The organism is Erysipelatoclostridium sp. An173 (assembly GCF_002160495.1).
GTDB classification, from domain to species: domain Bacteria; phylum Bacillota_I; class Bacilli_A; order Erysipelotrichales; family Coprobacillaceae; genus Thomasclavelia; species Thomasclavelia merdavium.
In genome coordinates, this window is sequence record NZ_NFKR01000005.1 from 13,761 (window position 1) to 26,989 (window position 13,229).

At 37.6% G+C, this 13,229-nt stretch carries 16 protein-coding genes; 12 read left to right on the forward strand and 4 right to left on the reverse strand.

Features of this window, described 5'->3' with window-relative positions:
* Positions 1 to 75 precede the first annotated feature (75 nt).
* From B5F09_RS03250 to B5F09_RS03275, 6 genes are all read left to right on the forward strand, one after another.
* The gene (locus tag B5F09_RS03250; protein ID WP_087371525.1) at positions 76 to 1,272 is read left to right on the forward strand and encodes an MFS transporter; all 1,197 of its coding nucleotides are present in this window, start codon (positions 76 to 78) and stop codon (positions 1,270 to 1,272) included.
* Between the two features lie 131 nt (positions 1,273 to 1,403).
* Positions 1,404 to 1,979 carry a histidine phosphatase family protein gene (locus tag B5F09_RS03255; RefSeq protein ID WP_087299893.1) on the forward strand — a complete coding sequence of 192 codons (576 nt, stop codon included), beginning with the start codon at positions 1,404 to 1,406 and terminating at the stop codon, positions 1,977 to 1,979.
* A 13-nt stretch (positions 1,980 to 1,992) separates the two neighbouring features.
* Positions 1,993 to 2,976 (forward strand): aldo/keto reductase, encoded by a 984-nt coding sequence (locus tag B5F09_RS03260; protein ID WP_087371528.1) that lies wholly within the window; start codon positions 1,993 to 1,995, stop codon positions 2,974 to 2,976.
* Positions 2,977 to 2,989: 13 nt separating this feature from the next.
* Positions 2,990 to 4,453, forward strand: coding sequence for a family 1 glycosylhydrolase (locus B5F09_RS03265; RefSeq protein WP_087371531.1), 1,464 nt, complete (start codon positions 2,990 to 2,992; stop codon positions 4,451 to 4,453).
* Positions 4,454 to 4,506: 53 nt separating this feature from the next.
* The gene (locus B5F09_RS03270) at positions 4,507 to 5,379 is read left to right on the forward strand and encodes a LysR family transcriptional regulator (protein WP_087371534.1); all 873 of its coding nucleotides are present in this window, start codon (positions 4,507 to 4,509) and stop codon (positions 5,377 to 5,379) included.
* A 119-nt stretch (positions 5,380 to 5,498) separates the two neighbouring features.
* Positions 5,499 to 5,945, forward strand: coding sequence for a flavodoxin (locus tag B5F09_RS03275; protein ID WP_204215202.1), 447 nt, complete (start codon positions 5,499 to 5,501; stop codon positions 5,943 to 5,945).
* Positions 5,946 to 6,059: 114 nt separating this feature from the next.
* Here B5F09_RS03275 and B5F09_RS03280 read toward each other — a convergent pair whose 3' ends face one another.
* On the reverse strand, positions 6,060 to 6,359 hold the full coding sequence (locus B5F09_RS03280; RefSeq protein ID WP_204215204.1) for a helix-turn-helix domain-containing protein: 300 nt from the start codon (positions 6,357 to 6,359) through the stop codon (positions 6,060 to 6,062).
* Positions 6,360 to 6,511: 152 nt separating this feature from the next.
* Here B5F09_RS03280 and B5F09_RS03285 point away from each other — a divergent pair, with 152 nt between their 5' ends.
* Both B5F09_RS03285 and B5F09_RS03290 read left to right on the forward strand, forming a co-directional pair.
* Complete coding sequence (locus tag B5F09_RS03285) at positions 6,512 to 6,757, forward strand: hypothetical protein (RefSeq protein ID WP_087156784.1); 246 nt, start codon at positions 6,512 to 6,514, stop codon at positions 6,755 to 6,757.
* 819 nt (positions 6,758 to 7,576) lie between these two features.
* The gene (locus tag B5F09_RS03290; RefSeq protein WP_087156783.1) at positions 7,577 to 9,115 is read left to right on the forward strand and encodes an ABC-F family ATP-binding cassette domain-containing protein; all 1,539 of its coding nucleotides are present in this window, start codon (positions 7,577 to 7,579) and stop codon (positions 9,113 to 9,115) included.
* Positions 9,116 to 9,409: 294 nt separating this feature from the next.
* Here B5F09_RS03290 and B5F09_RS03295 read toward each other — a convergent pair whose 3' ends face one another.
* The 3 genes from B5F09_RS03295 to B5F09_RS03305 all read right to left on the reverse strand — a co-directional run bounded on the left by B5F09_RS03295 (position 9,410) and on the right by B5F09_RS03305 (position 11,372).
* A complete protein-coding gene (locus B5F09_RS03295; RefSeq protein ID WP_087371537.1) occupies positions 9,410 to 10,021 on the reverse strand; it encodes a SprT-like domain-containing protein in 612 nt (203 codons plus the stop codon).
* Between the two features lie 158 nt (positions 10,022 to 10,179).
* A complete protein-coding gene (locus B5F09_RS03300) occupies positions 10,180 to 10,638 on the reverse strand; it encodes a VOC family protein (protein WP_087371540.1) in 459 nt (152 codons plus the stop codon).
* Between the two features lie 113 nt (positions 10,639 to 10,751).
* Positions 10,752 to 11,372, reverse strand: a complete 621-nt coding sequence (locus tag B5F09_RS03305; protein WP_087371543.1) for a hypothetical protein — start codon at positions 11,370 to 11,372, stop codon at positions 10,752 to 10,754.
* Positions 11,373 to 11,601: 229 nt separating this feature from the next.
* Here B5F09_RS03305 and B5F09_RS03310 point away from each other — a divergent pair, with 229 nt between their 5' ends.
* The 4 genes from B5F09_RS03310 (at position 11,602) to B5F09_RS03320 (ending at position 13,075) form a co-directional block, all read left to right on the forward strand.
* Positions 11,602 to 12,243 carry a TetR/AcrR family transcriptional regulator gene (locus B5F09_RS03310; protein ID WP_087371545.1) on the forward strand — a complete coding sequence of 214 codons (642 nt, stop codon included), beginning with the start codon at positions 11,602 to 11,604 and terminating at the stop codon, positions 12,241 to 12,243.
* A gap of 102 nt (positions 12,244 to 12,345) precedes the next feature.
* Positions 12,346 to 12,636, forward strand: coding sequence for a hypothetical protein (locus tag B5F09_RS03315; protein ID WP_087371549.1), 291 nt, complete (start codon positions 12,346 to 12,348; stop codon positions 12,634 to 12,636).
* A gap of 21 nt (positions 12,637 to 12,657) precedes the next feature.
* A complete protein-coding gene (locus B5F09_RS14825; protein ID WP_158095800.1) occupies positions 12,658 to 12,813 on the forward strand; it encodes a hypothetical protein in 156 nt (51 codons plus the stop codon).
* The gene (locus B5F09_RS03320) at positions 12,788 to 13,075 is read left to right on the forward strand and encodes a hypothetical protein (RefSeq protein ID WP_143357486.1); all 288 of its coding nucleotides are present in this window, start codon (positions 12,788 to 12,790) and stop codon (positions 13,073 to 13,075) included. Before B5F09_RS14825 ends, B5F09_RS03320 begins: the two co-directional genes overlap by 26 nt.
* Positions 13,076 to 13,229: the final 154 nt, after the last annotated feature.

Here is a 13,229-nt window from a genome sequence, read left to right on the forward strand (position 1 = left end):
CTGTTATTTCCTTAGATAATCTAATTTATTGGAAAAAATATTTTTTTTAGATAAAATTAATTTGAGGTGTTATTAATGAGTAATAAAAGTACAAAACATTTTTTAGTTTTATTAGTATGTTGTGGTTTAGCAGCATCATCGATTGGAATTTCGATTAATTCATCAGGTGTATTTTATACACCAGTATCTGAAAGCTTAGGAATTTTACGTGGTTCTTTTTCGATGCATATGACAATATTTTCTTTAGTTACTGCTATCAGTGCTTTCTTTATTCCAAAATTGATGGAAAAATATTCTTATAAACTAATTTTAACAGTGAGTGTCTTAGTTGCGGTAATTGCAACTGCTGCTATGGCTTTTGCTAAAACAATTCCAATGTTTTATTTGCTTGGAGCTATTCGGGGATTAAGTACCAGCTTTTTTTCAATCGTTCCTTTAACTTTAATTATCAATCAATGGTTTGAAAAAAATCATGGGCTTGCAACAAGTATTGTATTTGGTTTTAGCGGTTTGGCTGGATCGTTTTGTTCGCCAGTTCTTTCGCATTTTATTGAAACAATGGGGTGGCAAACAGGGTATTTTATAAAGGCTGGAGTTATTTTATGTCTATGTTTACCAGCAGTTTTGTATCCTTTTCATCTTGATCCACGTTTAGATGGTTATTTACCATATGGTTATAGTGAAAAACAAGTAAGTGAGGTAAAGAAGAGTTACTCTTTTAGTTTTTTGACAGTTGCGTTTGTTAGCTTTTTTATCTTTGGACTTTTAAGCAGTTGTATTACTAGCTTTACTCAACATTTTCCAGGTTATGGCCAATCTTTAGGTTATAGTGCTTCTTTAAGTGCTTTACTGCTTTCAGCCGGAATGGTAGGAAATGTAGTTTCTAAATTGATTATTGGTGTTTTGAGTGATTGGTTTGGTGCTGTAAGGGCAACATTGATTATGATTTTTGCAATTATAATCGGTATTGTTTTATTAATTGCTGGTTCAAATATTTATTTATTAATGATTGGAGCATTTTTATTTGGATCAAGTTATGCTATTGGTGCTGTTAGTTTACCATTACTAACAAAATATTTTTTCAAAGTAGAAAATTATGCTAAAGCTTTCCCAAGTATTTCTTTTGCTTCTAATTTAGGAGCCGCTATTTCTTTATCGATGGTTGGTTATATTTATGACTTTTTTGGTTCATATTTATATGGATTTATAATTGCTTTAATTATGATTGTAATATGTGTTGGGTTACTTTTAGTTACTAATTTTAAACGATAAGCTGTTGTAATTAACAGCTTTTTTAGACTATTTAATGAAAAAGTCAAAATATAGACTTTTTGATTTTTTAGTAAATTGTATTTATATAAAGATTGAACTAAGATAATAGTTGTAAAAAGGAGATGGTAAAGATGGCAAAAACATTATATCTAATGCGACATGGTCAAACATTGTTTAATGTGTTAAAAAAGATTCAGGGCTGGTGTGATTCACCATTGACTGAAGAAGGGATTAGACAAGCCAAGATTGCAAGAAAATGGTTTGAAGATAATAATATTCAATTTGATCATGCTTATAGTTCAACTAGTGAACGTTGTTGTGATACGTTAGAATTAGTTAGTGATATGCCTTATGTTAGATTAAAAGGTTTAAAAGAGCATAATTATGGTACTTTGGAAGCAGAAGGAGAGTTCTTAGCAGAAAACGATCCGGAAAAATGTAAGACATATTATTTACAATTTGGTGGTGAATCTTCAGAAACCGTTAAAGAAAGAATGATTGAAACCCTTACAAATATTATGGAACAAGAAGATCATCACTCAGTCTTAGCGGTTAGTCATGGTGGGGCCTGCTTTAATTTTTTAAGAGGTGTTGAAGATGACTATAGTGAACAATTGCAAAAAGGTTTTGGAAATTGCTGTATCTTTATCTATGAATATGAAAATCATCAGTTTAAATTAAAAGATGTAATTAGACATCAATTTTAAGGAGGAAGTGAAAATGAAATATACAACATTAGGAAACAGTGATTTAAAAGTATCAAAAGTTTGTTTGGGATGTATGGGATTTGGAGATGCTCAAAAAGGAATGCATTCATGGACTTTACCAGAAGATAAATCAAGAGAAATTATTAAATATGCATTAGACAATGGTATTAATTTCTTTGATACAGCTATGGCTTATCAAGGAGGAACTAGTGAAGAATTTTTAGGGCGAGCTATTAAAGATTTTGCTAAAAGAGAAGATGTAGTTATTGCAACAAAATTTTCACCTAGAACTCAAAAAGAAATTGATGATGGTATTACCGGACAACAACATGTAAGAAATTGTCTAGAAGCCAGTTTAAAACGTTTAGGTATGGATTATGTAGATTTATATATTTTACATTCTTGGGATTATAATACGCCAATTGAAGATTATTTAGAAGGATTACATGAAGTAATTCAAGAAGGAAAAGTAAGATATATTGGTATTTCTAATTGCTTTGCCTATCAATTAGCTAAAGCCAATGCCTTAGCTAGAGCAAAAGGATATGAAGAATTTATCTCTATTCAAGGACATTATAATTTAATTTTTAGAGAAGAAGAACGAGAAATGGCAAAACTATGTAATGAAGATAATATTGCAATGACACCATATAGTGCCCTAGCTTCAGGTCGTTTAGCTAAACATCCTGGTGAACAATCAAAAAGAATGCAGGAAGATAGCTATGCAAAAGGTAAGTATGATGCTACTGAAAAACAAGACCGTATCATCATCGATCGTGTTGATGAGTTAGCTAAAAAACGTGGTGTGACAATGACTGAGATTTCACTTGCGTGGTTAATGTCTAAAGTAGCGGCACCAGTTGTTGGTGCGACAAAAGTTCATCATATTGATGGAGCAGTAAAAGCAACTGAATTAGAATTAACTGATGAAGAAAAAGCTTATTTAGAAGAACCATATCAACCACATGCTCTAGTTGGAATGATGGCCCAAAAATAAAGGAGTAGTTAAAATGGCTTTAAGTAAAGACTTTTTATGGGGTGGTGCTACTGCGGCTAATCAATTAGAAGGTGGTTATAACCTTGATGGTAAAGGATTAAGTACAGCTGATGTAATATGTGCTGGTAATTTACAAACCAAACGGCAGATAACTTATCATAATGCTGATGGAACTAGAGGTAGTCAGGAAATTATGCCATATCATGATTTACCTGATGGAGCAACTTGCGATTGTTTTGATGATTATTATTATCCAAGTCATGATGGTATTGATTTTTATCACCATTACAAAGAAGATATCAAACTATTAGCTAAAATGGGCTTTAAATGCTTTCGAATGTCAATTAACTGGAGTCGGATTTTTCCAAATGGTGATGACGATAATCCTAATGAAGCTGGTTTGAAATTTTATGATGATATATTTGATGAATTGAAAAAATATCATATCGAACCAATGGTTACAATCTGTCATTATGAAAATCCAGTTAATTTAGCTAATAAATATGGTGGCTGGATCAATGAAAAAGTAATTGATTTTTATTTGAAATATTGTAAAACAATATTTACTCGCTATAAAGGTAAAGTTAAATACTGGATTACATTTAATGAAATTAATATTATGAATGTTGTACCCTTTTATTCTGGTGCATTATTAAAAGCTGACCAACAATCTTGTGCAACAGCGGTTTTTAATCAATTTATTGCTAGTGCTAAAGCAGTAAAATTAGCCCATCAAATTGATCCAAATAACAAGGTTGGGATGATGATTGCTCATGGAGCAATCTATGGTGAAACTTGTAATCCTGATGATCAGGTTTTAGCGATGCTTAAAGAGCGTGATCGTAAATTTTTTAGTGATGTTATGGCACGAGGATATTACCCAGCTTATAAATTAAAAGAATATCAGCGTGAAGGAATAACTATTGATCTAACTGAAGAAAATAAACAAATATTAAAACAAGGGTGTATTGATTTTATTGGTTTTTCTTATTATGATTCAATGACAGTTTCAGCTACTGCTAGTGGTAGTATCAGTAATGTGATTTCTTCAACTGTAAAAAATCCTTATTTACAAATGTCTGCCTGGGGTAAAGAAATTGATAGCCAAGGATTAAGAATTGTTTTAAATGATTTATATGATCGTTATCAAAAGCCGTTATTTATTGTTGAAAATGGCTTAGGAGCACAAGATGAATTGATAAATAATACAGTTGAGGATGATTATCGTATTGATTATTTAAGAAAGCATATTATTGAAATGAAAAAAGCGGTAGAAGAAGATGGTGTTGAATTATTGGGATATTTAGTATGGGGTTGTATTGATTTGGTTTCAGCGGTAACAGGTGAAATGAAAAAAAGATATGGTTTTATATATGTTGATCGTGATAACTATGGTAATGGTTCCTTAAAACGTTTTTGTAAAAAGAGTTTTAAATGGTATCAACAGGTAATTGCATCAAATGGAGAAATTTTATAAGTTTTAAAACAAGAAGTAGATGCTTCTTGTTTTTTGATAAGGGGATGATAACAATGGAACTTAGAGTATTAAAATATTTTTTGATGGTAGCAAGGGAACAAAATATTACTAAAGCAGCTAAACTATTACATGTAACTCAGCCTACTTTATCAAGACAATTAATGCAGCTAGAAGATGAGCTTAATGTTAAATTATTTTATCGAAAACAGCATAATATTGAGTTAACTGATGAAGGAATGTTATTACGGCGACGAGCTCAGGAGATAGTTAGTATTGAAGAAAAAATTAAAGAAGATTTTACAAGTGACACTGAAAATATTACTGGTTTAATTACTATTGGCTGTGGCGAGGCTATAGGGGTAAAGCGTTTATCTAAGATAGTAAGTGATTTTTCAAAAAGTAATCCACTAGTTAGATTTGAAATCATTACGGCTGATTCAGATACTATTAAAAGCTCTTTAGATAGAGGAACAGTTGATATAGGAATGTTAGTAGAACCGGTTGATATTACTAAATATAACTTTAAAAAGATTATTCAAAAAGAACGTTGGGGAGTTTTAACGAGAAACGATTCTCCTTTAGCTAAAAAAGCTTTTGTTTGTCCTGAAGATTTATTGAATTATCGTTTATTGATGTCTAATCGTGCTATGGTAATAAATGAAATTGAAAATTGGTTTGGTGATTATTATTTGAAATTACAGATAGCGGCTAGATATAATCTAGGATATAATTTAGTCCATTTTATTAAAAATAAATTAGGAATTGCTTTTTGTTTAGAGAGTATTGATGAAATGCGAGATTTAACTTTTATTCCTTTAAAGCCAAAATTAGAAAGTGGATCAGTTATGGTTTGGAAAAAAGATTTATTATTATCTCCGGCAATGAAAGCATTTATCAATTATTTGAAAGATTATTCAATGATGTAAGATAATTTGAAATACCTAAAAGGCATTATAATCGATAGTATATAAGTATTGGAATAAATGATAAATTATTCTTATAATAAAATTGTAAAATTAAATAAAAAGAAATGGAGATGATTTAAATGAAAAAAAGAATTATGATGTTAGTTTTAGGTATTGCTGTTATTATGGTAGCAATCTTTGGAATTTTTACTTACTTAAATAACAATCAAAATGAATCACAAGATACAAATGAAACTGTTAGTAATGAATCAAAAACAGATGATATAAACATAGAAAACATGGGTAATACTTTAATTTTATATTTTTCAATGAGTGGAAATACTGAGACAGTTGCAAATTATATCCATGAAGAAATTGGCGGTGACATCGTCAAACTAGAAACTGTTCAAACATATCCAGAAGATTATGATGAGCTGGTTGATTATGCTCGCGAAGAACAACGAGATAATACTCGTCCAGAACTTGAGACAACTATCGAAAATATTGAACAATATGATACGATCTTTTTAGGATATCCTAACTGGCTTGCGTACCACAAATTGATACAATGCACCCAACTTGCGTGATTGGGTGCATTTCAAATTTACATATAAAATTAATGGTCTTGCTCCTGCAATTGACAGGGGCTTTTTTAATGGCAAAAGAAAAGCACATCTTTCCCAGCGTGGGAGCGATGTGCTTCAGATGGCATCCATCAGTTCAAGAAGGATTTGCTTTTGCCTATCTGTCAGGGTACTCCATTTTGAAAAGAGTTTCTGTTGTTCTTCGGTCAATTGCGCTTCTTCACCCTCGGCAAAGAACTGAGCCAGTGTGATACCAAATGCCCTGCATACTGCCTCCAGAGTTGGCAGCGTTGGTGCGTTATTTCTGTTGAACATATTTGTAACGGTGGAATGGGAAAGGTTTGCCTCCTTTGCCAGCCGATAGTCCGTCCAGTTCCGTTCCTCCATCAGTTGTCTAATCCGTTTCTGTGTATCCATATCATCACCTACCTATCTGTATCTATTCTAAGTCCCAGAATGGTGGTATAATAGTCACAATCGGTAGCTATCATATTTCCTAAAAGGGGTTTATACAGTTATAGTATTGTAGATGATGGAAATGCTATTCGCAAAAGACTGGAGGTAGAATAATGCAGGAGCATATCTTTGAAAGAATGGCGCGGGAGAGAAACATTTCAGTTGAGGAAATGCGGGCGATAATTTCCGATAGAATTGGCAAGGGGTGGAATGATAAAGATCCGGTCAAACGGGAGCAATGGAGAAAAATTCCCTGTGCTGGAGATGTGCCAACACCAGATGAATGGCTGAACTATGTGGTAAAGAAGATAAAAGATGATGGTCAAGAAGGGTTATTACGGAAATATTTAATTTGGTAGTTATATCTTGAATGCTATACATCTGATTGTAGTGATCCGCCAGCTCATGCAGGAGTATGGTTGGCAGCTTGAAGTTGGGGGCAAGGTACTCGGCGCGGAGATTGATTTCTCGCTACTGGCATTCTGTATCTCGTTGATACTGTACCAGCCATGTGCTCTGTGCCCTCCGTCTTGCGATACAGTGATGGCAGGGAGACTCACTTGTCCTCATAAAAATCCTCGTTGAACAGATCGAACATTTCCCCGGTTTCCTATACACATTTAAAAGCCTATTCTGGCGGGGATTGGATAATTCCAATTATCACCCTGTCAACTACTACCGAAATCCCTTGATGTTCATCAGATTTTATTCCTCTAAATGTGCAGACAAGAGGTTGTATTTATGCTGTTTATGCTGTTCTGACCCAGCATAAAAGATATAGTGATTGACAAACCAGGCTCTCCATAGTATTATTAGAAACAAGAGTTATACCTCTCAAAAGGAGATAAAGGCATGATTATGAATTTTCATTTAACCGATCAGCGTAAAAAGAAAATCAGCTCTGTACAATCCATACCGATGAAACATTGTGCAGAGTATAGCGTATAAATGACGCATTTCGATTTCATCGGGAAGCCATAAGGGGGATTTTATACCCATTTTGAGAAAGTGGCTTTCCATGCAGTTATAATGTGTATGAGGCTATGGACAATGTTTTGTCCATAGCCTTTTGTTTTTGGCGCTGCTATGCCAGAGGCAGAAGGCAGATACATTTGTGTATCTTTGCTTTCTGCCTTTTTCGTTTGTATCAGAGAATATGCAGGAAAGGGTTAATAAAAATGAGCTTATTAGAAATTGACGGACTGACACACTCTTTTGGTGAGAATGTGCTATACAAAAATGCAGGTTTCACACTCAATAAAGGAGAACATATTGGCATTGTCGGACAGAATGGAACCGGCAAAAGCACTTTAATCAAAATCTGTACAGAGCAGATCATACCAGACAGCGGGCGCATTGTCTGGCAGCCGAATACTACGATTGGTTATTTAGACCAATATGCGGAAATCGACCATACCTTAACGATGAAAGAATTTCTCAAATCCGCTTTCACAAAGTTATTTGAAATGGAGGCACAGGCGTTGCAGCTATATGAAAGAGCTGCTGACGGTGATACGAAAAGCCTTGAACTGGCCGCCCATTATCAGGAACAGCTTGAAGCCCATGACTTTTATTCGATAGATACCGCTATTGAGCGTGTCGCCAATGGGTTAGGACTTCTTGCGATTGGCCTTGACCGTCCGATTGCTGAAATGAGTGGCGGCCAGCGGGCAAAAGTGATTTTAGCAAAATTACTGCTGGAAAAGCCGGATGTCCTGTTGCTGGACGAGCCGACCAATTTTCTTGATAAAGACCATGTAACATGGCTGGCGGAATATTTATCTGCTTTGGAAAATGCTTTTTTAGTGGTTTCCCATGATTTCAATTTTCTGGATAAGATAGCGAACCGCATTTGTGATATAGACAATGACACGATTACAAAATACTACGGCACATATTCCGAATTTCTGCGGAAGAAAACCCTGCTGCGGGAAGATTATGTACGGCAATATGCGGCCCAGCAAAAGGAAATTAAAAAGACAGAGGAATTTATACGGAAGAACATAGCGGGCAGAAAAGCAAAAATGGCGCGGGGACGGCAAAAGCAGCTTGACCGAATGGACAAAATGGAAGCCTTAGACCAAAAGGAAATTATTCCGCACTTCCATTTTCCCGTACTTCCATTAACCAATACAGAACACTTGTTGGTGAAACATCTGGCAGTTGGCTACCATTACCCCGTTTTATCAAACATTGAATTTAGCATTAAGGGAGGACAAAAAGTTGTTATTACTGGATTTAATGGGATTGGAAAATCGACACTATTAAAAACCCTGATTGGGGAAATTCCATCTATGCAGGGCCATTTCAAATTTTCCGATCAGGTTACTATCGGATATTTTGAACAGGATTTAGAGTGGAAAGAACCTGAATTGACGCCCATTCAAATTGTTGCCAATGCTTATCCCAATATGGTGACAAAAGATGTCCGCAAGCATTTGGCACGATGCGGAATTTCCAGTAAACACGCTATGCAGTCCATAGGAACATTAAGCGGCGGCGAACAGGCAAAGGTAAAGATGTGTCTGCTTACTCTGACCCCCTGTAATTTCCTGATTATGGATGAACCTACAAACCATTTAGACGTACAGGCAAAAGAGGCTTTGAAAACAGCCCTTTCAACTTTTGCAGGAACGGTACTGCTCGTATCGCATGAGGAAGCATTTTATCGAGATTGGACACAACGAGTTATCAACATATTAAGGAACAACCTTTAATACAAAAACAGCCTTCCAAATCGGAGGGCTGTTTTTGTATCTATGCCCGGAAAGCCTGATATTGTGGGCTTTCCGGGCTTTTTCTGTTTTCCGGGGACTCGGTGGAACAAGCCGCCATCAGCCCGCTTCCTATTGCGGCGATCACATAATCCCATGGCGGCTCATTTTTGCACACCCTTGTCCGGCCCGTATATGCCAGAAACGAGGAAACGCTAAAAAGTATCCGCTCCCGGACAGCACCACCTCTTTCAATGAGAACAATTTAGCGGGAACCTCGCGGCCCCCGCTTTTTTCTTATTCCCGCTCGAAAGCCTCTCCGCAATCCCCGCAGATTACATTGACCTCCCGCGTTGCCCGGATAATGGTGCCGCAGCAGGGGCAAACATATTTGATGCTGCGGTTAATGGATTTCTTACTCCCGCCCTTGGTGGTGCCTTCCACCGGCAAGCGGCTGGCGTTGATCTTGTCCTCGCCCAAAGTTTTTCTGATCCATGCCTCCGCCTCCGGGGCCAGCGTCGTTGCCGTCCAGCCATACTTGGCGTGCTTCTCGATATGCAGGCCGTGGGCCTCAGCGGTGGCCTTAAATTTCTGGTTGTGGTAATAGCCGTTGTTGCTTACGTCTTGGATGCCATGAACCAGATTGTAGAGATGCGCCATCTCATGCAGGAGCGTGGCTGCCAGCTCGAAGATGGGCCGGTCAAGGTACTCGGCGCAAAGATTGATTTCCCGATACTTCTCGCCGCTGGCGTTCCATATCTCGTTGATACTGCACCAGCCATAAGCCCCGCGCCCTCCGTCCGGCGATACAGTGATGGCCGGGCGGCTCAACTCGCCTTCGTAAAAATGCTCGTTGAACAGGTCGAACATTTCCTCGGTTTTTCTTACGATTTCAGATATTTGCAGCATGGTTGCGTCCTCCTTAAAGATATGTTTTATTTCTGTGAGTGACAGCTTACACACCACCGGTCAAAAAGCAAGCTCTAAAGGTCTTAAAACATATCTTTTTCACTGAGGATAGGAAAAGCCCCGCCAAAGCGGGGCTAATCAAAACAGCAAATTAGGATTTATCGCATACAGGCATTGACAAATTTCATAGGTACGTCCATGCGTTCTGCTACTTGTTCTGGTGTCATTCCACTGTTTAAGAAACGCTTGCATACTATTTTCATGTTCTCGCCAACTTCGATAATATGTTTATCTGGGTCATAGAAACGAACAACACGCTGTCCCCATGAATGTTCTACAATAGGGTGGACATATTCAACATCACATTTTTTCAGCTTATCCGCAAATTCATCAAAATTATCTTCTTCAAAGTAAATTTCAAAGTTATTGCCACCAAAAGAAATATCGCTTTTTCCAATAAAGTCTTTATATGTTTCAACTGTCTGCAAAGCCAAACCGCCTGTTAAAGTCTTATTTGCTCCAAAATCCATAATCACATGAAGCCCGAAAACCTTTTTATAAAACTCAACTGATTTGTCTATATCTGTTACTACCAGCATAGGATTTTTCAATTTCATTTTCGCCACCTCCACAAATTCCAATTTGTTTTTCTGATTATAGCATATCGAGCTACAAAAGGGAAGCATGTTATAACTCAAGAAAGACCCCGCCGAAGCGGGGCCTTCTCGTTTTACTCTGCAGCAATGAAGCCTTGTTCTTTCAGGCTTTCGATCAGCGCCGGATTTTCCGGGCCAGTCAATGTTCCTTCTCTGTCGATATTGTAGCTTCCTACTGCGAAAGCGTATGTCGGCGCTCTCAGATATTCCGGCTTTGCTCCAATGAAGTCGCCTACTGCTGCCACCAGCTCCTTGCGCCGTACACCTGTCACATTGTAGGCGGCCTCAATGCCTCCCGGACTGCTTTCTTCTGCGGTAGGTTCACCGGGATTTTTTACCGGGGTTTCAATCTCCTGCGGGCTTTCTTCCAGCGCGGCCTCTATTTCTGGCTCGGCAGTCTCCACGGCCATAACCTCTGTACTTTCCTGTGCGGCGGCTTTGGCTGCGGCCTTCGCCGCCCGGCTTACTCTGGTGCGGGCCTCCGGGAATACCTCCGGCAGTGCGCCTTCCTCATAGTGGATTTCAAAGGTGATCTTCCCGTCCATGTGTACGTTGAAGTGGAAGTCAGTCATTTCCACTTCTTTCAGCTCGTCCGGTAGCTCGATGTTCTTGTACCGCTTGACCTCCTCGCCGTTTACCATAAGGCAAACCGGAACCGCGTCCCTCAGTTTCGCTGTGATTTTCCCTGTTTTCATTATCATTTCCACCTTTCATGTTTGTGTTTGGGCTTGTGCCTTGTGTGAGTCACAGCTTACACACCACGGGTGGAAAAGCAAGGCTTTTTATAAATTTCAAGTAAACTTTTCATGTAATTGCTCAAAGTAAAAAATATAAATACCGCACGAATGTATCTTGACAAAGTGGACGTTTGATGATATGATGGAAACATACCAAACGAATGATAATTAGGGAGGTGATATAAAGATGGCAAGGAATAAATATCCTGAAATAACTGTTGAAAAAATACTTGAAGTATCACAGCGGTTATTTATGGAAAAAGGGTATGATAATACAACCATCCAAGACATTGTAAATGAACTTGGTGGGTTGACTAAAGGTGCTATTTATCATCATTTCAAGTCGAAAGAAGAAATAATGGATGCTCTGGGCGAGAAAATGTTTTTCGATAATAACCCTTTTACTCTTGTCAAAGAACGTAAAGATCTGAATGGTTTACAAAAAATGCGTGAGGTTATTAAAATCAATTATGAAGATACAGAGAGGGCCGAATTAAGCAAACGTACCCTTCCCGTATTAAAGAATCCACGTATTTTAGCGGGAATGATTGATACGGACAGACGCTTACTTGCTCCACTATGGCAAACGCTAATTGAGGAGGGGCAAGCTGATGGATCTATAAATACAGAATATGCAAAAGAATTGTCTGAACTTATTCCGCTATTGAGTGATTTATGGCTGACTCCAACAACATATCCGGCTTGCGAAAAAGAAATAATGAATAGGTTTAACTGTATGAGCGCTATTTTGGATGCGATGGGAATACCGTTATTCAATAGTGAACTCAAAGAGCTTGTTGAACATCGTGTCGAAGAACTTTTGAAATAGATATAAAAGTGCCTTGCAAAAGGTACTTTTATATAAAGCAATTACATTCGTTCGTCAGGTATTATTTTTAGGTTTTTAATACCTATCAAAGGAGGCGCTTTTATGACAGAGGAAAGATTTGAAAATGCAATGGAACACTTTGGAAATGCAGTTGAAACAGTCGTTGAAGGTGCAGCAACGGTCGTTGACAAATCTATGGATTTCATGTGGGGATTTCGTCCAGTACGGTTAGTGGGAAGAACACTTACCTTTTTAACAGGTGCGGGGCTTATGGCGAGCTCTGTACCATTGGAAGAAAAGGGGTATCATAAGACGGCAAAAGCTTGCTTAATCGGTGGAGGTGTTGTTATTGCGGCACAGATTATAGAAATAGCCGTACTAAGAAGAAAATGAAGTGAATGAGGAGGTTCTATTATGCGTAGACTGTGGTTTTGGATGAAATTTGTAGCAGTCGCTGGTACAACTGCGGTGGCAATTCTTGAAATATTGTCAATCAACCGAAAATACACCAGCTCAAATAGTAGTTTTTACAAAACTACGCCTAATGAAATGGGAGAGAAAAATGACTGAAGAAAAAATTGAAATTGCAATGGAACGTATGGGTGACGCTATCGAGAAAACTGTTGACGGAGCGGCTAACAAAGCATGGCGACATCGTCCGGTTCGCGTGATTGCAAAAACAATATCTTTTTTAACTGGTGCCGGGCTTATTGCAAGTACCATACCACTTACCGAAAACGGAAATACTACAGCCGCCAAAATATGTTTGATAAGTGGTTGTATTGTTATTGTTGCCGGAATTGCTGAATTGATCTTTATTAAACGAAAGTAATTTGGTTGTGAAAACAAGCCTATTACCTACCGCAACAAAATGGGCCAGTCTGCCTTGTGCGGATTGGCCCATAGTGGATTTCAAAGGTGATCTTCCCGTTCATGTGTACGTTGAAATGGAAGTCGGTCATTTCCGTCTTTCATTTTTGTGCTTG

Excerpts from the sequence above, each read along its gene's own strand:
- B5F09_RS03250 (WP_087371525.1), top strand. The coding sequence starts at position 76 with ATGAGTAATAAAAGTACAAAACATTTTTTAGTTTTATTAGTATGTTGT.
- B5F09_RS03255 (WP_087299893.1), top strand. The coding sequence starts at position 1,404 with ATGGCAAAAACATTATATCTAATGCGACATGGTCAAACATTGTTTAAT.
- B5F09_RS03260 (WP_087371528.1), top strand. The coding sequence starts at position 1,993 with ATGAAATATACAACATTAGGAAACAGTGATTTAAAAGTATCAAAAGTT.
- B5F09_RS03265 (WP_087371531.1), top strand. The coding sequence starts at position 2,990 with ATGGCTTTAAGTAAAGACTTTTTATGGGGTGGTGCTACTGCGGCTAAT.
- B5F09_RS03270 (WP_087371534.1), top strand. The coding sequence starts at position 4,507 with ATGGAACTTAGAGTATTAAAATATTTTTTGATGGTAGCAAGGGAACAA.
- B5F09_RS03275 (WP_204215202.1), top strand. The coding sequence starts at position 5,499 with ATGAAAAAAAGAATTATGATGTTAGTTTTAGGTATTGCTGTTATTATG.
- B5F09_RS03280 (WP_204215204.1), bottom strand. The coding sequence starts at position 6,359 with ATGGATACACAGAAACGGATTAGACAACTGATGGAGGAACGGAACTGG.
- B5F09_RS03285 (WP_087156784.1), top strand. The coding sequence starts at position 6,512 with ATGCAGGAGCATATCTTTGAAAGAATGGCGCGGGAGAGAAACATTTCA.
- B5F09_RS03290 (WP_087156783.1), top strand. The coding sequence starts at position 7,577 with ATGAGCTTATTAGAAATTGACGGACTGACACACTCTTTTGGTGAGAAT.
- B5F09_RS03295 (WP_087371537.1), bottom strand. The coding sequence starts at position 10,021 with ATGCTGCAAATATCTGAAATCGTAAGAAAAACCGAGGAAATGTTCGAC.
- B5F09_RS03300 (WP_087371540.1), bottom strand. The coding sequence starts at position 10,638 with ATGAAATTGAAAAATCCTATGCTGGTAGTAACAGATATAGACAAATCA.
- B5F09_RS03305 (WP_087371543.1), bottom strand. The coding sequence starts at position 11,372 with ATGAAAACAGGGAAAATCACAGCGAAACTGAGGGACGCGGTTCCGGTT.
- B5F09_RS03310 (WP_087371545.1), top strand. The coding sequence starts at position 11,602 with ATGGCAAGGAATAAATATCCTGAAATAACTGTTGAAAAAATACTTGAA.
- B5F09_RS03315 (WP_087371549.1), top strand. The coding sequence starts at position 12,346 with ATGACAGAGGAAAGATTTGAAAATGCAATGGAACACTTTGGAAATGCA.
- B5F09_RS14825 (WP_158095800.1), top strand. The coding sequence starts at position 12,658 with ATGCGTAGACTGTGGTTTTGGATGAAATTTGTAGCAGTCGCTGGTACA.
- B5F09_RS03320 (WP_143357486.1), top strand. The coding sequence starts at position 12,788 with ATGAAATGGGAGAGAAAAATGACTGAAGAAAAAATTGAAATTGCAATG.